This window comes from Curtobacterium sp. BNK-1 (assembly GCF_048685235.1).
Lineage (GTDB): Bacteria > Pseudomonadota > Gammaproteobacteria > Enterobacterales > Enterobacteriaceae > Pantoea > Pantoea agglomerans.
On sequence record NZ_JBLQTJ010000004.1, the window covers coordinates 269,396 to 290,918 of the forward strand.

The 21,523-nt window shown below is 55.1% G+C and carries 24 protein-coding genes and 1 riboswitch; of the genes, 16 read left to right on the top strand and 8 right to left on the bottom strand.

Features of this window, described 5'->3' with window-relative positions; genetic code table 11:
• Positions 1–96 precede the first annotated feature (96 nt).
• The 3 genes from ACMGGP_RS21715 (at position 97) to ACMGGP_RS21725 (ending at position 4,036) form a co-directional block, all read left to right on the top strand.
• Positions 97–1,482, top strand: coding sequence for an amidohydrolase family protein (locus tag ACMGGP_RS21715; RefSeq protein WP_409390950.1), 1,386 nt, complete (start codon positions 97–99; stop codon positions 1,480–1,482).
• Between the two features lie 514 nt (positions 1,483–1,996).
• On the top strand, positions 1,997–2,977 hold the full coding sequence (locus ACMGGP_RS21720) for a DUF1852 domain-containing protein (protein WP_064690709.1): 981 nt from the start codon (positions 1,997–1,999) through the stop codon (positions 2,975–2,977).
• 27 nt (positions 2,978–3,004) lie between these two features.
• Positions 3,005–4,036, top strand: a complete 1,032-nt coding sequence (locus ACMGGP_RS21725) for a methionine synthase (RefSeq protein WP_062759120.1) — start codon at positions 3,005–3,007, stop codon at positions 4,034–4,036.
• A gap of 127 nt (positions 4,037–4,163) precedes the next feature.
• Here the strand turns inward: ACMGGP_RS21725 and ACMGGP_RS21730 are convergent, their stop codons facing one another.
• Complete coding sequence (locus ACMGGP_RS21730) at positions 4,164–4,742, bottom strand: helix-turn-helix domain-containing protein (protein ID WP_010247513.1); 579 nt, start codon at positions 4,740–4,742, stop codon at positions 4,164–4,166.
• 63 nt (positions 4,743–4,805) lie between these two features.
• On the opposite strand from ACMGGP_RS21730, the gene ACMGGP_RS21735 reads away from it, so the two are divergent.
• The 3 genes from ACMGGP_RS21735 to ACMGGP_RS21745 all read left to right on the top strand — a co-directional run bounded on the left by ACMGGP_RS21735 (position 4,806) and on the right by ACMGGP_RS21745 (position 6,757).
• Positions 4,806–5,318: a GNAT family N-acetyltransferase gene (locus tag ACMGGP_RS21735; protein WP_498798890.1), complete on the top strand. Its 513-nt coding sequence runs from the start codon at positions 4,806–4,808 to the stop codon at positions 5,316–5,318.
• A gap of 195 nt (positions 5,319–5,513) precedes the next feature.
• Positions 5,514–6,143: a LysE family translocator gene (locus ACMGGP_RS21740; protein WP_010247507.1), complete on the top strand. Its 630-nt coding sequence runs from the start codon at positions 5,514–5,516 to the stop codon at positions 6,141–6,143.
• A gap of 185 nt (positions 6,144–6,328) precedes the next feature.
• Positions 6,329–6,757 carry a GFA family protein gene (locus ACMGGP_RS21745; protein WP_337030045.1) on the top strand — a complete coding sequence of 143 codons (429 nt, stop codon included), beginning with the start codon at positions 6,329–6,331 and terminating at the stop codon, positions 6,755–6,757.
• Between the two features lie 89 nt (positions 6,758–6,846).
• On the opposite strand, the gene ACMGGP_RS21750 is transcribed toward ACMGGP_RS21745, so the two are convergent.
• Positions 6,847–7,401: a P-loop NTPase family protein gene (locus ACMGGP_RS21750; RefSeq protein WP_495927736.1), complete on the bottom strand. Its 555-nt coding sequence runs from the start codon at positions 7,399–7,401 to the stop codon at positions 6,847–6,849.
• A 275-nt stretch (positions 7,402–7,676) separates the two neighbouring features.
• On the opposite strand from ACMGGP_RS21750, the gene ACMGGP_RS21755 reads away from it, so the two are divergent.
• The 8 genes from ACMGGP_RS21755 to ACMGGP_RS21790 all read left to right on the top strand — a co-directional run bounded on the left by ACMGGP_RS21755 (position 7,677) and on the right by ACMGGP_RS21790 (position 14,255).
• Positions 7,677–8,564 (top strand): hypothetical protein, encoded by an 888-nt coding sequence (locus ACMGGP_RS21755; RefSeq protein WP_498798891.1) that lies wholly within the window; start codon positions 7,677–7,679, stop codon positions 8,562–8,564.
• 268 nt (positions 8,565–8,832) lie between these two features.
• The gene (locus tag ACMGGP_RS21760; protein ID WP_064690712.1) at positions 8,833–9,951 is read left to right on the top strand and encodes an alkene reductase; all 1,119 of its coding nucleotides are present in this window, start codon (positions 8,833–8,835) and stop codon (positions 9,949–9,951) included.
• Between the two features lie 16 nt (positions 9,952–9,967).
• Positions 9,968–10,282 (top strand): ArsR/SmtB family transcription factor, encoded by a 315-nt coding sequence (locus ACMGGP_RS21765; RefSeq protein WP_010247494.1) that lies wholly within the window; start codon positions 9,968–9,970, stop codon positions 10,280–10,282.
• 248 nt (positions 10,283–10,530) lie between these two features.
• Entirely contained in the window at positions 10,531–11,076 is a 546-nt protein-coding gene (locus tag ACMGGP_RS21770; RefSeq protein ID WP_061703397.1) for a cysteine hydrolase family protein, read from the top strand.
• A gap of 63 nt (positions 11,077–11,139) precedes the next feature.
• Positions 11,140–11,259: riboswitch (TPP riboswitch) on the top strand.
• A gap of 131 nt (positions 11,260–11,390) precedes the next feature.
• Positions 11,391–12,329, top strand: a complete 939-nt coding sequence (locus ACMGGP_RS21775) for an FAD-dependent oxidoreductase (RefSeq protein WP_060679027.1) — start codon at positions 11,391–11,393, stop codon at positions 12,327–12,329.
• A complete protein-coding gene (gene thiS / locus ACMGGP_RS21780; protein WP_010247485.1) occupies positions 12,319–12,516 on the top strand; it encodes a sulfur carrier protein ThiS in 198 nt (65 codons plus the stop codon). Before ACMGGP_RS21775 ends, thiS begins: the two co-directional genes overlap by 11 nt.
• A 2-nt stretch (positions 12,517–12,518) precedes the next feature.
• The gene (locus ACMGGP_RS21785; protein WP_167423215.1) at positions 12,519–13,277 is read left to right on the top strand and encodes a thiazole synthase; all 759 of its coding nucleotides are present in this window, start codon (positions 12,519–12,521) and stop codon (positions 13,275–13,277) included.
• Positions 13,278–13,286: 9 nt separating this feature from the next.
• On the top strand, positions 13,287–14,255 hold the full coding sequence (locus ACMGGP_RS21790) for a HesA/MoeB/ThiF family protein (protein WP_498798892.1): 969 nt from the start codon (positions 13,287–13,289) through the stop codon (positions 14,253–14,255).
• Positions 14,256–14,264: 9 nt separating this feature from the next.
• On the opposite strand, the gene ACMGGP_RS21795 is transcribed toward ACMGGP_RS21790, so the two are convergent.
• Positions 14,265–14,678, bottom strand: coding sequence for an ASCH domain-containing protein (locus ACMGGP_RS21795; RefSeq protein ID WP_010670725.1), 414 nt, complete (start codon positions 14,676–14,678; stop codon positions 14,265–14,267).
• A 252-nt stretch (positions 14,679–14,930) separates the two neighbouring features.
• Positions 14,931–15,473, bottom strand: a complete 543-nt coding sequence (locus tag ACMGGP_RS21800; RefSeq protein ID WP_167423214.1) for a DsbA family protein — start codon at positions 15,471–15,473, stop codon at positions 14,931–14,933.
• A gap of 317 nt (positions 15,474–15,790) precedes the next feature.
• Between ACMGGP_RS21800 and ACMGGP_RS21805 the strand changes: the two genes are divergently transcribed.
• Positions 15,791–16,060 carry a hypothetical protein gene (locus tag ACMGGP_RS21805; protein WP_010247470.1) on the top strand — a complete coding sequence of 90 codons (270 nt, stop codon included), beginning with the start codon at positions 15,791–15,793 and terminating at the stop codon, positions 16,058–16,060.
• Positions 16,061–16,208: 148 nt separating this feature from the next.
• Positions 16,209–16,736 carry a sterol desaturase family protein gene (locus ACMGGP_RS21810; protein WP_031593382.1) on the top strand — a complete coding sequence of 176 codons (528 nt, stop codon included), beginning with the start codon at positions 16,209–16,211 and terminating at the stop codon, positions 16,734–16,736.
• Here ACMGGP_RS21810 and crtB read toward each other — a convergent pair.
• From crtB to ACMGGP_RS21830, 4 genes are read right to left on the bottom strand one after another with little or no spacing between them, the layout of a single operon-like run.
• Positions 16,675–17,604, bottom strand: a complete 930-nt coding sequence (crtB, locus tag ACMGGP_RS21815) for a 15-cis-phytoene synthase CrtB (RefSeq protein ID WP_031593381.1) — start codon at positions 17,602–17,604, stop codon at positions 16,675–16,677. The genes ACMGGP_RS21810 and crtB overlap by 62 nt on opposite strands.
• The gene (locus ACMGGP_RS21820) at positions 17,601–19,079 is read right to left on the bottom strand and encodes a phytoene desaturase (protein WP_010670728.1); all 1,479 of its coding nucleotides are present in this window, start codon (positions 19,077–19,079) and stop codon (positions 17,601–17,603) included. The genes crtB and ACMGGP_RS21820 overlap by 4 nt, the downstream gene beginning before the upstream one ends.
• Positions 19,076–20,236, bottom strand: coding sequence for a lycopene beta-cyclase CrtY (gene crtY, locus ACMGGP_RS21825; protein WP_498798893.1), 1,161 nt, complete (start codon positions 20,234–20,236; stop codon positions 19,076–19,078). The genes ACMGGP_RS21820 and crtY overlap by 4 nt, the downstream gene beginning before the upstream one ends.
• The gene (locus tag ACMGGP_RS21830) at positions 20,223–21,518 is read right to left on the bottom strand and encodes a glycosyltransferase (protein WP_498798894.1); all 1,296 of its coding nucleotides are present in this window, start codon (positions 21,516–21,518) and stop codon (positions 20,223–20,225) included. Before ACMGGP_RS21830 ends, crtY begins: the two co-directional genes overlap by 14 nt.
• Positions 21,519–21,523: the final 5 nt, after the last annotated feature.

The following is a 21,523-nucleotide window of genomic DNA, read 5'->3' on the forward strand; positions in this document are numbered from 1 at the left end:
TCGAGAATTATGAATGATGAAAACATTTTAAGCATCTTTTTCGGGGTAATGGCGTGGCGTATCGTTTCCCCATTAATCAGGAAAGAGGCAGGTTTAATGACCGACTACATCAGAAATATTGTTAACAAACAGAATGTCACTTCACAGATAACGTTAATTCGTGGCGCGACGATACTGAGCATTGATGAGCACGTCGGTAACATTGAACGCGGTGATATTCTTATCAACGGTTCAACAATTACCGCCGTAGGCCCGAAACTGGATGCGCCGGATGCGCATGTCATGGATGCGACCAATATGATTGCCATGCCGGGAATGGTCGATTCTCATCGTCACGCATGGGAAGGACAACTGCGCCGAATTAACCCAAATGCTACCTGTCTGGACGACTACAGCGATGCCACGCACTTCTCGTTCGCTAAATATTATCGTCCTGCCGATATCTACGTCGGTAACCTGCTGACGGCGCTGGGTGCTATTGACGCTGGCATCACCACGATGATTGATAATTCGCACAACAGCCGTACCGCAGCGCATTCCGATGCCGCCGTCGAGGCCCTGCTTGATTCCGGTATTCGCGCAATCCATGCCTCCGGCGCACCGGTAGCAGGCGAATGGGATAAAGCGCACTGGCCGGGTAACTGGCAGCGCCTGCAGGAGAAGTATTTCACCAAAAGCCCTGAAAGCCTGGTTACTCTTGCGGTCATGGCCCAGCTGGAGCCAGAGTTGTGGACCGAGGCCCGCAGGCTGGGACTGTCGATTGTCACTGAGTTCTTTGGTGCGGAGATGGGGGCTGAACTTAAATCACTGCATCAGCAGGGGCTGCTGGGTCCGGACAATATTTTTAATCACTGCACAGCGCTGCCTGACGAAGGGTGGAAAATTCTGCGCGAAGCCGGTGTCCGGGTAAACGTCTGCCCGCGCTCTGATTCGCACTATGGTATCGAAAGCGGGATGTTCGCTATGGAGGCCGCGCAGCGCCATGGCATCAACCCGGGCCTGAGCGTTGACAACGAAACCTCATACAGCACCGACATGTTTATGGAGATGCGTGTGGCTTTTTACCTGCAGCGGGTGATGGGCATGCACCAGCAGCAGTGCTGCAATTCTGAACATGCGCTGAAAACGCTTCCGGCGGCACAACTCCTTAAAGCCGCGACTCTTGATGGCGCGGGCTGTGCAGGTCTGCAGGATAAAGTGGGCAGTCTGACGCCAGGCAAACAGGCTGATCTGATTCTGATTAACACCCGCGACCTCAACCTCTACCCGTCCGGCAATGCCTTTGGCACGGTGGTTCATGCCGCAGAGCGTAGCAACATCGACACCGTCATGATCGGCGGACGCATCGTCAAACAGAACGGTAAGGTACTGGGCGTAGACAGAGCGCGACTGCGTACTGCCATTGATAATTCGCGTGAGCACCTGTTTACCGCCTCTGGCTACCAGCCTGACATTTTTGCTGACACCTTCCTGGCGCTGTAGCAGGCAGACTGCTGCCCAGTCTGACCTTGCCAGTGATAGCGGGTCCGGCAGTATTTATGGTGGGGAATACTGATTTTACGCAACCGTGCAGCGTTCCGCGTCGACCGGCAACATCAGCGAAAATCTCCGCCTGAAACTGGCCAGCCTGTTTTACGTACGCTGGCGCACTACGGATAATGTCGCGATTGATTAAGATAGTCTCTGCGTGAGACTCTTACGCTTTGTTTTATCAGGTACAACGCATACCCCCCTTAGTGCGAGGCTTTTTACACCCGGATTTTACATCAGGTGTTAAAAGGCTCGCAGCCTCATGAAAATTTTCCCGCTTTACTGCCCCAACATGAATTTCCTTCATGTTCGTTGAAATTTAATCACTTTTTTTCAACCGGGTGTTGAGGCATAAAGTAAGAATTGTTAATAACTTTGAGTCATATGAATAGTTGTAAAGGGATAGCCACGCTGGATAACCCTTAAAAGCAACAACGCATATCAGCGACCAGGATACCCGATAGCGATGAACAACTTAGCCTTTACCCTCAAGCGCATTCGTTTCGACGAAAACTATAATCCTTCGAAAAATACGCGGGCGACGACTAACTTCGCTAATTTAGCGCGCGGCGAAAAACGTCAGGAAAACCTGCACAACGCCCTGGTGATGATCGACAATCGTTTCAACTCTCTGGCGCACTGGGACAATCCAAAGGGCGACCGCTACTCAGTTGAACTTGAGATTATTTCTGCTGAGCTGAATCTTCGTCCCGGAAGCAGCGACGAATCGTTCCCGGCGATTGAGATTTTAAAAACGCATATCGTGGATCATAAAACCGGTCAGCGCACCGAGGGGATTGTCGGCAATAACTTCTCTTCCTATGTGCGTGATTATGATTTCAGCGTTGTTCTGTCAGAACATAACAAAGGTCAGACTGAATTCAGCCTGCCGGATGATTTTGGTCAGCTGCATGGCAATATTTTCAAAAGTTTCGTGAACTCAGCGGTCTATAAAGAGAACTTCAGTAAATCGCCGGTTATCTGCCTGAGTGTATCGAGCAAAAACACCTACGTGCGCACCGGTAATCAGCATCCGGTATTGGGCATTGAATATCAGCAGGATGAACCTTCCCTGACTGACTTCTATTTCGGAAAAATGGGTCTGAAAGTGCGTTTCTTCATGCCGCAGGGCAGTGTTGCGCCGCTGGCTTTCTATTTCCACGGTGACCTGCTCAGCGATTACACCAATCTCGAGCTGATCAGCACCATCAGCACCATGGAAACTTTCCAGAAGATCTATCGCCCTGAAATTTACAACGCGAATTCTGCTGCGGGACAGTGCTATCAACCCACGCTGCAGCATCAGGATTATTCGTTAACCCGGATTGTTTACGATCGCGAAGAACGCAGCCGCCTGGCCGTCGAACAGGGTAAGTTTACTGAGACGCATTTTATTAAGCCGAATCAGACACTTCTCGCGCAATGGTCTGCTGAATTCGTTCTTTGATTAATTAAATATAGAAGGTCACCTGCTATGAAAACCTTATTACCGACATCTACTGCTGGCAGCTTGCCTAAACCCTCCTGGATTGCGCAGCCAGAGGTGCTCTGGTCACCCTGGAAACTGCAGGATGAAGAGTTAGTTGACGGCAAAAGAGATGCGTTGCGTCTGTGTCTGGACGATCAGGTTCGGGCCGGTATTGATATCGTCAGTGATGGCGAGCAGACCCGTCAGCACTTCGTGACGACGTTTATTGAACACCTCAGCGGTGTGGATTTTGAAAAGCGTGAAGTGGTTCGAATCCGTAATCGCTATGATGCGAGCGTCCCGACCGTGGTGGGTGAAGTCTCACGTCAGAAGCCCGTGTTTGTTGAAGATGCGAAAATCCTGCGTAAGCTGACCGATCGTCCTATTAAGTGGGCGTTGCCGGGTCCGATGACGATGATCGATACCCTTTATGACAATCACTATAAAAGTCGCGAAAAGCTGGCCTGGGAATTCGCAAAGATTCTGAATCAGGAAGCCAAAGAATTAGAAGCCGCTGGCGTGGATATTATTCAGTTTGATGAACCTGCGTTTAACGTCTTTTTCGACGAAGTGAATGACTGGGGCATCGCCGCGTTGGAGCGCGCTATCGAAGGTCTGAAGTGTGAAACCGCGGTTCATATCTGCTACGGCTACGGCATTAAAGCGAATACAGACTGGAAGAAAACTCTGGGTACAGAGTGGCGTCAGTACGAAGAGGTCTTCCCTAAATTACAGCGTTCAGCTATCGATATTGTCTCACTGGAGTGTCAGAACTCGCGGGTTCCGATGGATCTGATCGAGCTGATTCGCGGTAAGAAGGTGATGGTCGGTGCCATCGATGTGGCAACCCATACCATCGAGACACCTGAAGAAGTGGCGAATACGCTGCGCAAAGCGCTGCAGTTTGTGGATGCTGAAAATCTCTATCCTTCAACCAACTGCGGCATGATTCCACTGCCGCGTCAGGTTGCTAATGGCAAACTGCATGCGTTAAGTGCTGGCGCTGAGATTGTCCGCAGAGAGATTCTGGGGAGATAATTTTTCCCTAAGCAGATTCAGTCCGGCTGACGATTTGATTCCTGAAAGGCGATCAATAGCCGGACTGAGTAACAATCATCCCTCTGCTAATGGCCGATTTACTCAGGGATTTATGCCGTCTGCCTGCTCAGGCAGGCCGGAGTACGATAACGGCATATCGACAGCCCTGAGTCGTTTTATTTCTGAACACGCAATCAGCTGGATCGCCCAGTTCCAGACAGTCGCCAGCAGCCATCTCATAGGTGCTGGAACCTGCTTCAAAAGTCAGCGTCCCTTCAATTACCCATATCAGCTGGCGTCTTGAAACATAGGAGATTGCCGGCATCGGCACAGCGGTATTTGCCGGCAGTTCGACACTGACCAGATCGACCGGCATCTCGCCCGGTGAAACGTGGCGACGCAGATAGCCGGTTTCCGGATCCTGCCACACCGGCTGATTTTCATGCCTGACCAGCGTCCCGGTTTGCACTTCAGTCTGAGCAAGCAGCTGAGAGATGGTCATATCAAACGAGCCTGAGAGACGCGCTAACAGAACCGCCGTCGGGCTGCTCTCCCCACGCTCAATCTTATGGATCATCGCCCGTGAAACGCCTGAGTTATCAGCCAGCTCGGTAAGTGACCAGCCGCGTTTTTCCCTTTCCTCTTTTACCTTCTGACCGATGCGGAAGTTCAGGCTGTCTTCTTTGCTGGACTTTTTATCTAACATAATGGATAACTATCATAGTGAACAATTCATCTACTTTAGTGAGTGAGCAAAGGGGTGTCCACCATGATTATCCGTGCGGCTGTAGAAAGCGATGCTGAAATCATCGCAGAGATTTATAACGATGCGGTGCTTAACACCACAGCCATCTGGAATGAAAATCGTATTGATGTGGCTAACCGCATCACGTGGATAAACAGCCGCCAGCAGGCCGGTTTTCCTGTGATTGTGGCGACATACGACAATGATGATCCCGTGCTGGGATATGCCTCTTATGGTGACTGGCGTCCCTGGGACGGATATCGTCATACGGTTGAGCATTCGGTTTATGTTCATAAAGATGCACGAGGTAAAGGCGTGGGTGCCGCCCTGATGCAGGGGCTTATCCAGCTTGCTCGCGAAGCCGGGAAGCACATTATGGTGGCGGCGATTGAATCGGAAAATGCGGCATCCATTGCCCTGCATAAAAAACTGGGATTTATTGAGTCTGGCAGAATGACGGAGGTTGGAACTAAGTTTGGACGCTGGCTGGATTTGACATTTTTGCAGCTGCGTCTGGATGACCGTAAACGACCCTGAGTTGTCCCTTAAAGCGAATCCTTTGATGATACTTCCGGCAGGATGCCGATCCCCGCAGAAGAAAGCTATGTCTGGAAAACGTTTGATTGCGCAGATCGTTTAAAGTGAGAAACGAAGTCGCAGCGAACCAGGAGATAGCAAATTTGCACGTCAGCCGATATAACAGATAAATAACAACCCATCGCAGAGGACATCATGGCGCTTTCGCACGAATTAATCCTGATCTTCACCACCTACTTTGTCGCTACAGCCAGTCCCGGGCCAAGTAATATGGCGATAATGGGAACGGCAATGAAAAAGGGCAGGGGTGCCGCACTGGCGCTGGCTGCGGGTGTCGTGAGTGGTTCGATGCTCTGGGCGCTGCTGGCCGCCTGCGGTGTGCTGACAGTGCTGGCCACCTTCGCACAGTTGCTGATCGTGTTAAAAATTGGCGGAGGGTTATATCTGTTATGGCTGGCGTTTAAAGCCGGCAAATCTGCTTTACGCCGCACTGAGGCCAGCGATTTTAAAGCCAGCGATGAGCGTGTCGCGTATGGCAGACTGTTTCGTCAGGGTATCCTGATGCATATCGGCAACCCCAAAGCGATTCTTACCTGGGTGGCCATTATGTCGTTTGCACTGAAGCCGGATGTGGTCGCCGCCACGCTGCCGATAATCATCTGCGGCTGTGCGGTGATTTGCGTGGTTGTGTTCGGCGGTTATGCTCTGCTGTTCTCAACCGCCATGATGGGCGCATTCTACCGTCGCATTCGTCGCGGACTCGATGCGCTATTAGCCTGCTGCTTTGCGCTGGCAGGGCTGAAACTGGTATTCAGCCGCAGTTAATACTGATGAAGGTGTACGAGGGGTTATCCGCTTCTGGCTCAAATCCGCAAAAGATCATGTAATGAGCCGGAGCGGCATTAAATTAACAAGGTTGCGGTAGCGCTTCAGCAGCCCCTTACTTTAACACCACTATGATCAGGCAAGTAGTCAGACAAACCAGGAATCTGAGTGAACAGGATGATGAAATGAAAGGCGCATGTCTGTGTGAAACCGTTGCTTTCGAAATATCAGTAACCCCCACGCGCTATTACCGTTGTCACTGTTCTTTGTGCAGAAAACAGAGTGGAACCGGCTATAACCTGGCAACGATCGTAAAAGAGAGTGACTTTAGCTGGGTTTCCGGGGAGAGCCAGATCGCGTCATGGCGCAAACCCACAGGTTATCGCAACGATTTTTGCGCCAGCTGTGGCTCCACAGTGCCTAACCGGTTGCGTGGCAGGCCTTATATCTGGCTTCCGGTTGGTTTACTCAATGAGCCTGCCGATATGCAGTGCACTGGTGATTATTGTACTGATGACGCCATGCCCTGGGACACAATCCGTTCAGAGACAAATCATGCCGGGCCGGTAGAATCGCTGGACTCTCTTCTGACGAGCTTAATGCTTTTTGATTGATGGCAGTGATGCTTCTTTGTTATTCAAAAAGTTACTGAGTCAAAGCGACCCCATTAACGGAAAACAGACGTTATTCCGGCAGCCTGTGTTCATCGATCATTTTTCGTTAGCTGTAATCCCCAGTAGTCAGAACAGGCTTTAACATCGCGAGGAGAAGGAAGCAGAAGTTTTGGCAGTCTGACCTGGTCGTAAAGCTTTTTATGGCGCTTTCGATTCTGCGGGGCAGTACGGAGAATATATTTCAGCATCTCCAGGTTCATCTGCTCTCTGCCCATCCCCAGACCGCCAATACGCGGCGTGGATGAATAACATCTGCGAATGTACCGCAGCAGTGCCACTGTCACTTTTACATCCAGCAGAATTAAGCCTGTGGCTCGAGCGAATCGTACTTCAATGCATTTGGTGTAATTACCCTCCATCACCCATCTTTCCTGGCTCACCGCTTCAGCATGCAAACGGAGAAATTCTGCCGGTGCTCTGGGCATCCATTGACTGTCCGGAATATGGTGAAGCTGATCCAGATGAACTGCTGGTAGATCTGTTTTGCGAGCAATGGCCTCAGCTAAGGTCGATTTTCCGCTGTTCGATGGACCCATAATACAAATGCGTGGCCCAAGCGCGTCTAATGGAAGTGCACTATTCACAACGTTTCCTCTGAATTAACCCTGTCTGAAAATGGATAAATGCGTACTGCTCTGAAACTTTCCTGTGCACCCCGCAAAGTCTTAAACGCTGCCGGGAGCCGTTGGCTGGTCAGCCTGGGGATTCTGAACCTTTTCTGGATCAAAGTCAGGCCGCAGCGGCGATGATAGCCAGACTTGCCCTGAGACGTCTTAACCCAGGCAGCAATAAGATTTCGGTAAAGATTGGTTACATTTTGCCGATAAATTGTTCAACCAATCAAACCGTAGAGGGCATTATGGGGTTAATCAATGGCGTGACAACAGAGGTGGCAAGAGGATATTTAGCCACGCTCACCGTAACAAACAGATCTGAGAACACGACTAAAGAAACTATTACCGGAAAAGAATTACCTGCCAGTGTGGTGGTGATCTCATCCGAGGCAAGAGCGCGCCTGGTGCAGGCTATCGCTGAGCCCGTTACGGCAGAGCAGCAGGCTAAAAATTCAGAGGAACTGGCAAAGACAAAGTCATCCGGTGAGGGACCGTCCGTTAACCTCGGATATGCGTTATTCAACGATCCTTACACCAGCTGGGACGCCAGAACATTTACTCCGCTTCTGAGTATGACGGCTGCTAATACGCAGACCGCTATGGATGAGTTTGCCGCTGCACTCCATGAGGTGCTGGCTGAAGGCCAGGTGGGCCGTAATCAGTACGATAATTCGGATACCTCGGAAGCCATGGCGCTGACCCTGACGCAGTCTAAGCTCCATAAACTGATAGAAAAATATGTCTCCGGCGATAACCAGAAGCAGGCGAATGAGATTGCTGATGAGATGATAAGCGTCAAAGTCGCCATTCGTGAACGTCAGACGTTGCTGGGAGCACAGGATACGCTGGCGTTAGCCATACGTCATGGAACACGCGACATGCAGGAGAGCGCACGTGACTATCTCAGCCAGGTTAAGAGCGCAACCGCACGGCCACAGGTGGAGCTGGCCGGGATGATGGAAGCCATGAAGTCGGGCCGTGATATGGACTCTGTCTTCAGCACCTTTGCCGATTTGATTCGTGCCACGCCGAATCCTGACAACAAAGCACAGCCCTCCATTGATGGCGCACTCAGTCAACTGGAGGTTTATCGCCAGCAGTGGCAGGCGTTCACTGAAAAATACGCTTCTTAATGTTCTTATGATCCTGCAGGCAGCACCTCCGTCCCGGCGAAGCAATTTGCCTGAAAGCGGCGTCTGCAGGATCTCCTCCTGACGTTACGCAGTCAGGCGCTGCGATGAGGGACTGTTAATCCCACGCGCTGTCACCACTCCACCCAGAAAGTGACCCTCTGCCAGAAACCACAGATACCGCCCTGGACAAAAAGCACAGATTACACATTTACAAATTTAAATGTGTAAATATAATGTCGCCTCTTCACACATCAGAGGACTTTTTGTCATGCCGTCACTTTTTACCCCCTTGAATCTGGGCGACCTTCAGCTTCGTAACCGCATTGTACTGCCGCCGCTGACGCGCTGCCGCAGTGAACAACCGGGCAACATTCCCGGCGAGATGATGGTGGAGTACTACCGCCAGCGTTCCAGCGCGGGACTGATGATCACCGAAGGCACCCAGATTGAGCCTCGCGGGCAGGGCTATGCATGGACGCCGGGGATCCACAGCGAAGCGCAGATCGCCGGCTGGAAAAAGGTTACAGAGGCAGTACATCAGCAAGGGGCCACGATTTTCTGCCAGCTCTGGCATGTTGGCCGCGTGTCGCATAATGAACTGCAGCCGGGCAAGCAGGCACCCGTTGCCCCTTCAGCCATTGCAGCCGATAACGTCCGGGTATTTATTGAAACCGGACCCGGCGCCGGCATATTGACCGCACCCAGCGAGCCACGCGCACTGACTACATCGGAAGTTAAAGAGATCGTAGAGCTTTACCGACGCGCGGCGGAGAATGCCAAAGCGGCCGGTTTCGACGGTGTGGAACTGCATTCCGCCAACGGTTATCTGATTAACCAGTTTATTTCTGAGCACACCAACTTCCGTACGGATGAATATGGCGGATCTGCTGAGAATCGTCTGCGCTTCCTGCGAGAAGTCGTTGAGGCGGTCAGCTCGGTATTTGGCAGCCACCGCGTTGGCGTCAGATTTGCGCCTCTGTTTACCAGTACCGACGAAGAGCGCGTCTATCTCGGCCTGGTTGAAAGTGATCCACACGCGACCTACATCCGCGCAGCAGCACTGCTGAACGAGCTGGAAGTTGGCTATCTCTCCATTGCTGAAGCCGACTGGGACAACAGTCCGGAGATGCCAGAGAGCTTCCGTGTCGCGCTGCGGGAAATATTTCGCTCTCCGATCATCTATTCGGGTCGCTACACGGCTGAAAAAGCGCAGCATGTGCTGGAAAAAGGCTGGGGCGATCTGTTTGGTTTTGGCCGCTCATTTATCGCTAATCCCGATCTGCCCGCGCGGATTAAATCAGGATATCCGCTGAATGAGGTCGATCACGCCTCCCTGTATGGCGGCACTGAGAAAGGCTATACTGACTATCCATTTTACCCATCCTGATATTCTGTGAGGCGGCATGTCCCCCGAAAATGCCCTGAAGTTACTGTCCAACCCGACCAGAGTGGCAGTGCTGAAGTGGCTTAAAAATCCTGACGAAGCGTTTGCGGGCTATACCCAGCTCTATCCCTTCGATCAGTATGGCGTCTGTGCCAGCCTCATACAGGACAAGGCGGGCTTATCACAGCCCGCCACCTCGTTATGCCTGAAAGCACTTCACAATGCGGGGCTGGTTGAAGCCAGCAAAGTCGGAAAATGGACTTACTATCGCCGCGCCGAACCGCGCATTCGTGAAATAACCGATGCGGTAACCCAATCGCTGCAGGCGCTTTAAAAGCGACGGCGTACAGGGTAATGTAGATGTCAGCACCATCCTTCTGAGGGTGACTTCACCGAACGCATTAACTCAGGGTCAGAAAATGTTTATGTCAGTTCTGTCTTTCACAACCGTCACCACCACCACCGCCTCTGGCGGCGGCGTGAGCGACTCTGTGACTGGCACCTGACACAACAGATTCTCACTCCCCGCCGAACCGGACGGGGAGCTGTTCTCCGTTCTTAAAAACTGAATGGAGACAGGTCATGGTTACATCTGAAAGTGCACTTTTAATTATCGACATGCAGCAGGGCCTTTTTAATGGTCCCGAGGCTCCCTTCGCCGCAAATTCGATCTTGTCGAACATCTCACTTCTCATTACTAAAGCCCGGGCTTCTGCCGTCCCCCTCTTTTTCGCACGCCATATCGGCCCGGATGATTCCCCTTTTAACGAGCAAAGCCCGCTGACGCGCCTGATCCCGGAATTGCAGGTTAACCCGCAGAGTGATGTCGTCTTCACCAAAAGATATCCCAGCTGTTTCAGGGATACTGGCCTGCAGCTTCAGCTGAGGCAAAAGGGCATTAAGCAACTGGTGATTGCGGGGATGAAAACGGAGTTCTGTATTGATACTACCTGTCGGGCAGCCCCGGAGCTGGGTTTTAACGTCGTACTGATTTCCGATGCGCACACCACCGTCGATAATCCCCACCTCTCTGCGGAGAAGATTATTGCGCATCACAACCAGACGCTGGCGGGCCCCTTTTTGACGCTGGCAACCGCAACTGACTGGCATTTCGGTTCTGCCGGTTAAGTCCGATTTTCTGACCCGGTTCCATGCAGTCTGCTTGACGAAGCTGTCTGCTTAACTTACAACTAAACCCGTCAGGGGAGTCTCGCCAGAGAGACTGAGAGGCTAATAGCGCACCGCGCGGCTTAGCGACCCTTAGAACCTGACCCAGTTGATACTGGCGTAGGAAGACGGGTATCTCATCAGATACTTGCCGCAGGGGCGCATTCGCAACGTTCCTGCCTTTTCCCTCTGTATCACGGGTCTTCGTTAACGGATAACGAGGCCAAAATGAAAAATCTCATCCTGAATCTTTCTTTTCCTGTCCGGTGGACACCATGAGCCGCTGGTCGGTGCTCGGCAGTGGCGTGGCCGGGCTTTGTGTCGCCACGCTGCTGCTGGAGCGGGGAGAAACGGTCGAAGTTATTACTCAGCCTGACTGCCGTGCGGCCTCGCACTGGGCGGGTGGCATGCTCGCGCCCTGGTGTGAAGCAGAAAGCGCACCGCCACAGGTGATCGAATGGGGCCAGCACGCGGCCAGCTGGTGGGCGAAACGCGTTGATGGCGTGGAACAGCAGGGCACGCTGGTGGTTGCTCCGCCGCGTGACAGCCGCGAACTGACGCGCTTCGCCAGCATGACGCAGCAGCATCAGTGGGTCTCTCCCGGTGACATTGAACCCGCACTGGAAAACCGCTTTGCCCGCGGCCTGTTTTTCGCCGCAGAGGCGCATCTCGAACCGCGCCGCGCCTTGCAGCAACTGCGCGACAAACTGCAACAGGCTGGCGTCCCCTTTCACAGCGGTAAACCCGGCGGCAAAATCATCGACTGCCGTGGCATCCACGCCACCGATCGGCAGCCAGCCCTGCGCGCCGTGCGGGGCGAAATGGTGATCCTGCACACATCCGACGTACAACTCTCCCGTCCTGTCCGGTTGCTGCACCCACGCTTTCCCTGCTATCTGGTACCGCGTGCCGGGGGCCACTTCATGCTGGGTGCCACCATGGTCGAAAGCCACGACAGCAGCCCGATCAGCGCCAGGGCGATGATGGAATTGCTCAGCGCCGCTTACAGCCTGCATCCGGCACTGGCCGAAGCGCGGATCGTGGAGAGCGGCACCGGTCTGCGTCCTGCTTACCGGCAGAACCTGCCGGAAGTCCGCTACGAAAATGGCCGTTTCTCACTTAACGGCCTCTACCGCCACGGCTTTTTGCTGGCCCCGATCATGGCTGAAAAACTTATGTTGCAACTGACTCAGGAGATGACTCATGCGCGTTGAACTGAATGGCCGCACGATTGAAACCGGCGCAACGACGCTGGCGGAGCTTATGGCGGAGCAGCAGATCGATCCGCGGACCGTCGCCACCGCGCTGAACGGGGAGTTTGTACCGCGTAGCCGCTATGCCAGCCAGCAACTTGAGGCGGGCAACCAGCTCGAAATCCTGTCACCGATGCAGGGAGGTTAACCATGTTCTATCAATTTACTCCGCAATCCCGATTTCTGCTCGGCACGGCCGGTTATCCGTCACCGGACATTCTGCAACAGGCGATCAACGCGTCAGGCGCGGAGATTATTACCGTCAGCCTGCGACGGGAAGGCAGTGAAGGCGGCGCTTTCCGCACGCTGCTGCAACAGCTCAACAAACGTATTCTGCCGAATACGGCGGGCTGCCACACGGTGAAAGAGGCGGTGACGACGGCGCAGATGGCGCGTGAACTGTTCGACACACCGTGGATCAAGCTGGAGGTGATTGGCCATGCCGACACGCTGCAGCCCGATCCTTTTGCGCTGGTTGAGGCCGCACGGATTCTCTGCGCTGACGGGTTCCAGGTGTTTCCCTACACTACGGAAGATCTGATTGTCGGCGAAAAATTGCTGGAAGCGGGCTGTGAAGTGCTGATGCCCTGGGGCGCGCCGATCGGCTCTGGCCAGGGGCTGCGTAATATCGAGGGACTGCGCGCTATGCGTGCGTGGTTTAAAGATGTGCCGCTGATTATTGATGCGGGCATTGGCGCGCCTGGCCAGGCGGCTCAGGCGATGGAGATGGGTTTCGATGGCGTGCTGCTCAACACGGCGGTGGCAAAAGCGCGCGATCCGGTGCGCATGGCGGGTGCCTTTGCTGCTGCGATCCACGGCGGACACGAGGCGTTCCAGGCGGGATTGATGGAGCAGCGCGACATGGCGTCTGCCTCTACGCCCATTTTTGGTCTGGCACAATTCAGTTAAGGAGCAGCGATGGAGCGTTATCAGCGACAGACGATGTTGCCAGAGATTGGTGAAGCGGGGCAGCAGCGGCTGAGCAGGGCAAGGGTGCTGGTGGTGGGGGCGGGCGGGCTTAGTGCGACGCCGCTGCCGTTACTGGCAGGCGCGGGTGTGGGATTTATCCGTCTTTACGATGGCGATCGGGTTGAACTGCACAACCTCCACCGGCAGACGCTGTTTGGCGTCGACGATGTGGGTCAGCAGAAAGTATTTTGCGCTCAGCGTGCGCTGGCGCAGCGCAATCCTGACTGTCGCGTTGAGGCGCATCCACACGCGCTAAGCGCCAGTCAACTGCCGCAGGCGCTGGAGGGAATCGATCTGGTGGTGGATGCGGCGGATAACTTCGCTATTACTTATCAGCTCTCCGACGCCTGTTATCCGGCAGGCCTGCCGCTGATCTGCGCCTCGGTGCTGGGACGCAAGGGCTATGTTGGCGGATTCTGTGGCGGTGCGCCTGGCTATCGCGCGCTGTTCCCGCAGCTGCCCACGGCCTCGGGTAACTGCAATACTGCAGGCGTAATGGGACCGGCGGTAGCGACGCTGGGCGCAATGCAGGCGCAGATGGCGCTGAGCGTATTGTTAAAACTGACGCCATCGCCGCTCGGCTGCATGATCCACTGTGACTTTGTTGACTGGCATATCAGGCAGTTTCGTTTTGATGACGCACCTGAACCTGACGCGCCCGGCACGCCCTTTATTGATCGGGCCATGCTGATGGAGGATGATTGCATAGTGGAGTTGCGCAGCCTGGAAGAGGCACCGGTCAGTGTGGCCGAGCGGGTGGTGCGAATTCTGCCGCAGCAGATAGCGGCCTGGCAACCGCCGGTCAATCAGCGTGTGGTTCTGGTGTGTGCCAGTGGCATGCGCGCAGCCCAGGCGGCTGAGAACCTTGCCGCGCGGGGGATTGCGCGGCTTGCGCTGGTGGCGGCAAACACCCTGTAGCGTGCCGGTTTAGACTACCTCGACCAGCTGGAACGTCTCGAAGATCAGCTCCATTTCGCTGTGAAAATAGCCAGCGCGCTCGAAGTAGCGCTGATGTTCCTGACGCCAGTGGTCGAGGCTCAGATCGCCTTCACCCTCCAGCATCGCCATCTCTGGCGTGACGCGATCAAAGCGCGTCAGGAACAAGCCGGTGGTGCGGATCACGCAGACGGGCTGCTGTTCGCCGTTGAGAACAATGCTGTAACCGCCCGGTTGAGGCAATGCTTCCTGATCCTGCCAGCTCCGCAACGACCCGCAGGTGGCCACTTTCTTACCGGCAATAATCAGCGTTGCGAGCTCGCTGGCTAATTCCGGGGAGTCACCAAATGCATCTGTGAAGGCACCCGGATATTTGTCCTGCAGTTGTTGCAGCGTCATCGTCATCAGCAAATCCTCAATGAATTAGGCGTGCGGGCCCGGCGTAACGTCAGGTTATCGCCATGCAGGCCAGCGGTGCCGTTAAGATGAACAACAGCAGCGGCTTTAATCCCACCGTCTGCTGCTGATAGCGGTACAGCTTACCCGGCCTCCACATGGGAAAACAGGCTTAATTATCAGGATATTGAGTTTGAGCGTGAGTGGGGTCGCAAAGGAGAGACTCAGTCTGGCGCGGCCGGGCACAGCCGCGCACTAATATTAACGAATCAGAAAGCTTGCCCAGTGCGCTATATCGTCACCGCTGCTGATTTCGGGCTGTACCAGACCGTTTACCATAAAGGTCGGTGAAACGTGAATGCCGTTCTGACGGGCATACTTGCAGTGCCATTTAATGGCGTTCTGCAGGTCGGGCTGATCAAACGCGGCGCTGGCATTCACGCCGCTGTAATCTTTCAGGCGGGCGAGGATCTGATTCGGCGTGGCATCGCGGTTCGGACCGGTACAGTGGTCGGTGAACTCAAACTCTTCACGATGATCGGCTACCGCCTGCATCACCTTTTTCGCGGCCTCTTTGCTTTCGCAGGCGGCGGCAAGGATATAGCGCACTATCAGCCCGGAATAGAGGTGCCACGGCTGTGATTGCAGACGGATCTTCAGGGTGATGTTCTCTTCACCTACGTGCGCCAGTAACGCGTCGAATTTATTGAAGGCGCGCACCGAAAAAGGACACGTGGGTTCCAGAAAGACTTCAAAGATTTCAGGGCCGTGGCCCCATACCAGTACATCAGCGTGCTGACTCATCGACAACTCCTTGAACATTAACCACACGGGAAACCTGTTTACCCTGGCAAATCCCTCTGACATCAGCCAGTTAAGAATCAGCTGTAATTGTTACAAAAAACAGCAATCAGCTGATGAGTCGCGTGTAATACGCGACAGGCAGGTCCATTAGTCGTTAGAATTGCCAACTTTGGCATTTTCAACTGCTGGCACGGCGTAGCCGCCCACGAACAGCTATAGTTGTCAGCAGTGTGCAATCTTTTGCAGGATGCAGCCATTTAAGCTGCTTCACTGCTGTTTGTTTGCCCGGAGCTGATAAGCGTTAGAAGAGGTTAATTTTGCATACCGATCTCACCTGGAAAACTCTCCATCACGTCATCAATCAGACGATCTCTGACATGCTTGACGAGCAGCAGACCATTGATGTGTTATCACTGCGCGCCCGGCTGCATGAACTGGCTGAAAAAGAGGAGGATGAGGTCATGCTGCTCTGTTACTGGCAGGCGAGCAAAATTCTGATGCGCTTACCCACGACCGTCACCGCCAGTCAGTTAATGACCGCGGCACGCCACGCTTTTCGTACCCCGCTGAATCACGATCTGCTTTAAAGGCTGCGTCCTACACAAATATCAGGATGGTCCTCACTCAAGCTTCAACAGCGTGTTCCCTTATTTTTCTCCTGAACACTGTTTTCCCCAATCTCTGTTAAAATTGAACCTCTGCGCCACTTTGCAGGATGCATGTTCGGGAGAAACTATGTTGTGGATTTGGAATGCCCTGATTGTTCTGGTCACTGTTATCGGAATGGAGATAACGGCTGCACTGGCGCACAGATACATTATGCATGGCTGGGGTTGGGGCTGGCATCTGTCACATCATGAACCGCATAAAGGCTGGTTTGAGGTTAACGACCTCTATGCCGTAGTGTTCGCCGCTCTGTCGATCTTGCTCATTTATCTGGGCAGCACGGGTGTCTGGCCGTTGCAGTGGATCGGCGCGGGTATGACGCTCTACGGCCTGCTCTATTTTATTGTGCATGACGGCCTGGTGCACCAGCGCTGGCCATTCCGCTATGTTCCGCGCCGGGGTTATTTACGCAGGCTTTATATGGCGCACCGCATGCATCATGCGGTACGAGGCAAAGAGGGCTGTGTCTCGTTTGGCTTTCTTTACGCGCCGCCGCTGTCAAAACTGCAGGCGACGCTGCGAGAACGTCATGGCGTTAAACGGGGCGCTGCCAGAGGTCAGCGGGGCGTGGAGCGTGACGCGCCACCCGGGAAGTAACCGCCTGACCCGATGCCGCCACCAGCAGTGCCAGTTTCTCTGGCGTGCTGGTGGACTGGCGTTGATCCCACGCCTGTGAACCCGCCTGAACCACCTTCATACCGATTTTACGATAGACCTGCTGCGCGGTAGCAATCGCCCATGCTGAACGCAGCGGTAAACCCGGCAGGCCAGCCGACGCCGATCGATAATAGGGCTCTGCCGTTTCCACCAGCCGACGGGCGACGCGGCTTAATGCCTGGCGATTTTGCGGATCGGCCAGATTCTCTCGGGTCAGCCCCTCTTCAGCCAGCCACGCAGCGGGCAGATAGCAGCGTCCCGCTTCAGCATCTTCAACGATATCGCGCGCAATATTGGTCAGCTGAAACGCCAGACCGAGATCGCAGGCGCGATCCAGCGTGGCGTTGTCGCGTACGCCCATAATCTGCGCCATCATCAGGCCAACCACGCCCGCGACGTGGTAACAGTAACGCAGCGTATCATCCAGCGTCTGATAGCGTGTCTCATGCACGTCCATCGCAAAGCCCGCCAGATGATCAAAAGCGTAAGCAGGCAGAATATCGTGTGCCATTGCCACCTCCTGAAAGGCCGCAAAGGCGGGCTCATGCATCTGGGACCCGGCATAGGCCTGACGCGTTTTCATCTCCAGCTGCGCCAGGCGCTGTTCGGCGGATTGCAGCGATGGCGTATCGTTGCTGAATCCCAGGACCTGATCGTCAATCACATCATCACAGTGACGGCACCAGGCGTAGAGCATCAGCACGCTGCGTCGGGTTTTGGCATCAAACAGTTTTGACGCGGTGGCAAAGCTTTTCGATCCCACCTCCATGGTGTCTACGGCATGATCGAGCAGTGACGGACTATTCAAGCCAGATCCTCCAGCATCAATCCTGCGGTAGCCTTGGCCGAGCCAATCACGCCTGGAATACCCGCGCCAGGATGGGTACCTGCACCGACCAGATAGAGATTATTAATATTTTTATCGCGGTTGTGAGGCCGGAACCAGGCGCTTTGCGTCAGGATCGGCTCCACCGAGAAGGCCGAGCCCTGATACGCATTCAGCTCATCGCGGAAATCAAACGGCGTGAAGATGCGATGCGTGACCAACTGGCTACGCAGGCCCGGCATATAGTGCTGTTCCAGATAGTCAAAAATGCGATCGCGCAGGCGCGGACCTTCAACGGCCCAGTCGATATCGGCGGTGCCGAGGTGCGGTACTGGCGCCAGCACGTAGTAGCTGCCGCAGCCCTCCGGCGCCAGTGAGGGATCGGTCACGCAGGGCGCATGCAGATAGAGCGAGAAGTCCTCTGCCAGGCCATCTTTGTTAAAGATCTCATCAATCAACTCACGATAGCGCGGACCAAAGCAGACCGTGTGGTGCGCCAGCTGATCGTGATGATGATTCAGGCCAAAATAGATCACAAACAGTGAGTTGCTCATGCGTTTGTTTTGCAGTGATCGTCCCTGCGCCTGCGAAGCGGGATGCTGGCTCAGCAGTTCGCGGTAGGTGTGAACCACATCTGCGTTGGAGGCAACCGCGCGGGTTGGGAAGACCCGGCCATCTTTCAGGTGTACCGCGGTAATCCTGTTTTCCTGGGTCTCCAGCCGGGCAACGCTGGCATTGAGCTCCACTTCGCCGCCCAGATCTTCAAACAGTTTCACCATGCCCTGCACCAGCGCGCCCGTGCCACCGCGCGGGAACCAGACGCCCCATTCACGTTCCAGCGCATGAATCAGGGTATAGATTGAGGAAGTGGCAAACGGATTTCCGCCCACCAGCAGTGAGTGGAAAGAGAAGGCCTGACGCAGATGCTCATCTTCAATGTAGCTCGCCACTTTGCTGTAAACGCTGCGCCATGCCTGAAGTTTTGCCAGCTGAGGCGCGGCCCGCAGCATGTCGCGGAATGACAGAAACGGCACGGTGCCAAGCTTCAGATAGCCTTCAGCAAACACCGCTCGGGAATAGGCCAGAAAGCGACGATATCCTTCAACGTCACGCGGATTAAACGCGGCAATCTGCGCTTCCAGCGCGGGCTGATCGTTGTCATAACTGAACACCTTGCCGGACTCCCAGCAGAGGCGATAAAACGGCTTCACCGGCATCAGCTCGACATAGTCAGAGAGCTTTTTACCCGCGAGGGTGAACAGCTCTTCAATGGCGCTGGGATCGGTGATTACCGTGGGGCCGGCATCAAACGTGAAGCCCTGATCCTGATAGACATAAGCCCGGCCGCCCGGCTTGTCACGCTGCTCCAGCAGTCGGGTGGGAACGCCTGACGCCTGAAGGCGAATGGCCAGGGCCAGACCACCAAAGCCTGCGCCAATTACTGTAGTTCTATTCATTGCATCGCCTGTTGACGGTGAGGAGTCATAATAGCCTGTAACGCCGCCAGAACGGGGACCGGGGGCTTGCCGCTTAAGATGCGCAGCCGATCAGGCAAAGTGAGTTTTCCCGCATAAAAACGGGCGATCAGACCTTCGGGAAGGCCGTAAAAACGTTGCATCACCTGCCAGCGCTGGTCAGCCGGGCCCGCCAGAAACAGCATACGGTTCAGCATGCGGAAGAAGCGCTGTTGCTGCCAGGCCTGACTGGCGAATTGCTGAATGATGGCGTGCAGGGTCTCAGAGGTAAACGTCTGCATCTGCGCCAGCCGGTCAGCCAGAGCAACCGCCAGTGGCAGAGAATAGCCGGTAGTGGGATGGAATAAACCGGCACGCAAACCGCTGCAGGGCAGATCGTGTTTCTGCCAGAAGGCGGCCACGTCGCCAGTCAGCGTAATGGGTAACGCGCCTTGCTCTTCGCGTAGCAGCCGGTCTAATCGCCATCCCTGCTGCGCGGCATAGTCGCGGATATTCTGACGGGCGCGATCGCCTTCCAGCGTGGCGTTATCTATGTAATGGGTATCTTCAATCAGCAGGGTGTCTGCAGAAAAGGGCAGGCTGTAGACAAAGCGATAGCCTGCCTGCTGATCTACCGTGGCATCCATGATGATCGGCGCGGTCAGGCCATGTGGCTCGCTGAGCTGCCACTCCTGTCCGACAAACGACTGGAAGCCCATGCGCAGCGCGGCATCGGGCTGGTAGCCACGGCCATCAATCACTGCGTCACTCTCCAGCACCCGGCCATCGTCCAGCGTAACCGCGCGTGAAGCGATGCTCGCAACCCGGGTATTCAGCAGCAGATCCGGCGCAAACCTGTCGCGGATGACCTGCGCGAAGCGCTCCGCAGTCACGCAAAAATAGCCACTGTTCAGGCTGCGACTGCGTTGGGGAAAGCGGACCTCATAACCGGACCAGTGATGTACTACCAGCGGAGCGATCCAGCGATGCTGCGTTTCGGTGAGATCTTCCGCATGAAACGACCAGGTGTGATTGGCACCCGGTTCACGTTCGGCGTCAATCAGCAGAATGCGCAGGGAGGGCCGCTGCTGTCTCAGGCGCAGGGCGATCAGCCCGTTGGCCAGCCCCGCGCCCACCAGAATCAGATCATACCGCGGCATAGTCTCTCCTGGTGAGCACCGGCTGGCGGGTCAGCATCGCCTGTTCGACGATGTCCGCCGCCAGGGTGGTTCCGCCCGCCTGACGAAGTGCGCTACGCAGCGTTTTCATCTGCTGAACGTAGCTTTCATCAGCCAGTAAGGTCTGGAGCTGACGTGCCATGGAGTGGCTGGTGGTAAAGCGTGAGGCGCGACGTCCGATACCGTGCCAGACCACTCTGGCAACCACACCCGGCTGATCAAAGGCCAGCGGGATCGTCAGCAGCGGCGTCAGGTGGTTAATCCCATCCAGCACCGTATTCATGCCGCCGTGCGTAATGGCAAGATCGGCCTGCGCCAGTGCAGCCGCCTGGTCGGCAAAATCGACCACCTGAACATGGCTGGCCTGCGCCAGTTTCTCCGCCTGGAAAGGTGACAACCGACCGCAATGCGCCAGCAATAACTGAGCATCGATCTCCTGGCAGGCGCGGACGATGGTTTTAAACAGGCCGTAGCGATGTCCCTGCAGCGTGCCGAGGGAAGCAAAAATGCGCGGTCTGTCACCATGCGGGAAGTAGCGAGGCTGCGCCTCGGCGGGTGCCGGTTCAGTGGTACGCAGCGGGCCAACCGAATGGAAATGATCGGGTAGCGCCTGGCGGGGAAAATCCAGTTCCGGGATCAGCTGGCTGATCTGCGCCAGCGGTGAAAAACAGTGATGCAGTTTTTCCCGTGGGGCTAATCCCATCGCATGAGCGTTGCGGGCGATCACCCGATCGTGACGTCGCATCAGCCAGTCATAGATTTTTTCACTGGTGCGATAGCGTTCCCGTGCCTGATCGGTTCTGGCATAGTCAAACGGCATCACGGCCAGCGGGAAATCCGCTTCACGGTTAAGTGGCAGCGCACAGGCAACCGAAACATAAGGCAGGTTCAGCGCTTCAGCCGCCAGTGCACCGGCAGGCTCCATCTGATCGACGATCACGCCATCAATCGCCAGCGTGCTCAGCACCACGGGCAGTTCACGACAGAGCATATCGGTGCTGCGGGCCATCTCATTGATCAGTTTCAGCATTGAGGGGCCGAGAGGATGCGCCGCCAGTTGCAGGGTGTGTGCCAGACTGCCCGCCGGATGCGAGGCTAAACCCAGCGGGAAAAAGCCGATACGGCTATCGGTGAGTAGCGCGCCAACGTCCGTCTGCTGGATGAAAGTGATCTGGTGTCCGCGTGCGATTAAGGCCTGGCTAAGGTGCTGAAGCGCCTGCACATGGCTATAGAAAGGCGGTGCAATGACCGCAAAGTGGCTCATGCAGC

What these genes read in the sequence shown, in the direction of transcription:
- ACMGGP_RS21715 (WP_409390950.1), top strand. Translation starts at nt 97, where the DNA reads ATGACCGACTACATCAGAAATATTGTTAACAAACAGAATGTCACTTCA.
- ACMGGP_RS21720 (WP_064690709.1), top strand. Translation starts at nt 1,997, where the DNA reads ATGAACAACTTAGCCTTTACCCTCAAGCGCATTCGTTTCGACGAAAAC.
- ACMGGP_RS21725 (WP_062759120.1), top strand. Translation starts at nt 3,005, where the DNA reads ATGAAAACCTTATTACCGACATCTACTGCTGGCAGCTTGCCTAAACCC.
- ACMGGP_RS21730 (WP_010247513.1), bottom strand. Translation starts at nt 4,742, where the DNA reads ATGTTAGATAAAAAGTCCAGCAAAGAAGACAGCCTGAACTTCCGCATC.
- ACMGGP_RS21735 (WP_498798890.1), top strand. Translation starts at nt 4,806, where the DNA reads ATGATTATCCGTGCGGCTGTAGAAAGCGATGCTGAAATCATCGCAGAG.
- ACMGGP_RS21740 (WP_010247507.1), top strand. Translation starts at nt 5,514, where the DNA reads ATGGCGCTTTCGCACGAATTAATCCTGATCTTCACCACCTACTTTGTC.
- ACMGGP_RS21745 (WP_337030045.1), top strand. Translation starts at nt 6,329, where the DNA reads ATGAAAGGCGCATGTCTGTGTGAAACCGTTGCTTTCGAAATATCAGTA.
- ACMGGP_RS21755 (WP_498798891.1), top strand. Translation starts at nt 7,677, where the DNA reads ATGGGGTTAATCAATGGCGTGACAACAGAGGTGGCAAGAGGATATTTA.
- ACMGGP_RS21760 (WP_064690712.1), top strand. Translation starts at nt 8,833, where the DNA reads ATGCCGTCACTTTTTACCCCCTTGAATCTGGGCGACCTTCAGCTTCGT.
- ACMGGP_RS21765 (WP_010247494.1), top strand. Translation starts at nt 9,968, where the DNA reads ATGTCCCCCGAAAATGCCCTGAAGTTACTGTCCAACCCGACCAGAGTG.
- ACMGGP_RS21770 (WP_061703397.1), top strand. Translation starts at nt 10,531, where the DNA reads ATGGTTACATCTGAAAGTGCACTTTTAATTATCGACATGCAGCAGGGC.
- ACMGGP_RS21775 (WP_060679027.1), top strand. Translation starts at nt 11,391, where the DNA reads ATGAGCCGCTGGTCGGTGCTCGGCAGTGGCGTGGCCGGGCTTTGTGTC.
- thiS (WP_010247485.1), top strand. Translation starts at nt 12,319, where the DNA reads ATGCGCGTTGAACTGAATGGCCGCACGATTGAAACCGGCGCAACGACG.
- ACMGGP_RS21785 (WP_167423215.1), top strand. Translation starts at nt 12,519, where the DNA reads ATGTTCTATCAATTTACTCCGCAATCCCGATTTCTGCTCGGCACGGCC.
- ACMGGP_RS21790 (WP_498798892.1), top strand. Translation starts at nt 13,287, where the DNA reads ATGGAGCGTTATCAGCGACAGACGATGTTGCCAGAGATTGGTGAAGCG.
- ACMGGP_RS21795 (WP_010670725.1), bottom strand. Translation starts at nt 14,678, where the DNA reads ATGACGATGACGCTGCAACAACTGCAGGACAAATATCCGGGTGCCTTC.
- ACMGGP_RS21800 (WP_167423214.1), bottom strand. Translation starts at nt 15,473, where the DNA reads ATGAGTCAGCACGCTGATGTACTGGTATGGGGCCACGGCCCTGAAATC.
- ACMGGP_RS21810 (WP_031593382.1), top strand. Translation starts at nt 16,209, where the DNA reads ATGTTGTGGATTTGGAATGCCCTGATTGTTCTGGTCACTGTTATCGGA.
- ACMGGP_RS21820 (WP_010670728.1), bottom strand. Translation starts at nt 19,079, where the DNA reads ATGAATAGAACTACAGTAATTGGCGCAGGCTTTGGTGGTCTGGCCCTG.
- crtY (WP_498798893.1), bottom strand. Translation starts at nt 20,236, where the DNA reads ATGCCGCGGTATGATCTGATTCTGGTGGGCGCGGGGCTGGCCAACGGG.
- ACMGGP_RS21830 (WP_498798894.1), bottom strand. Translation starts at nt 21,518, where the DNA reads ATGAGCCACTTTGCGGTCATTGCACCGCCTTTCTATAGCCATGTGCAG.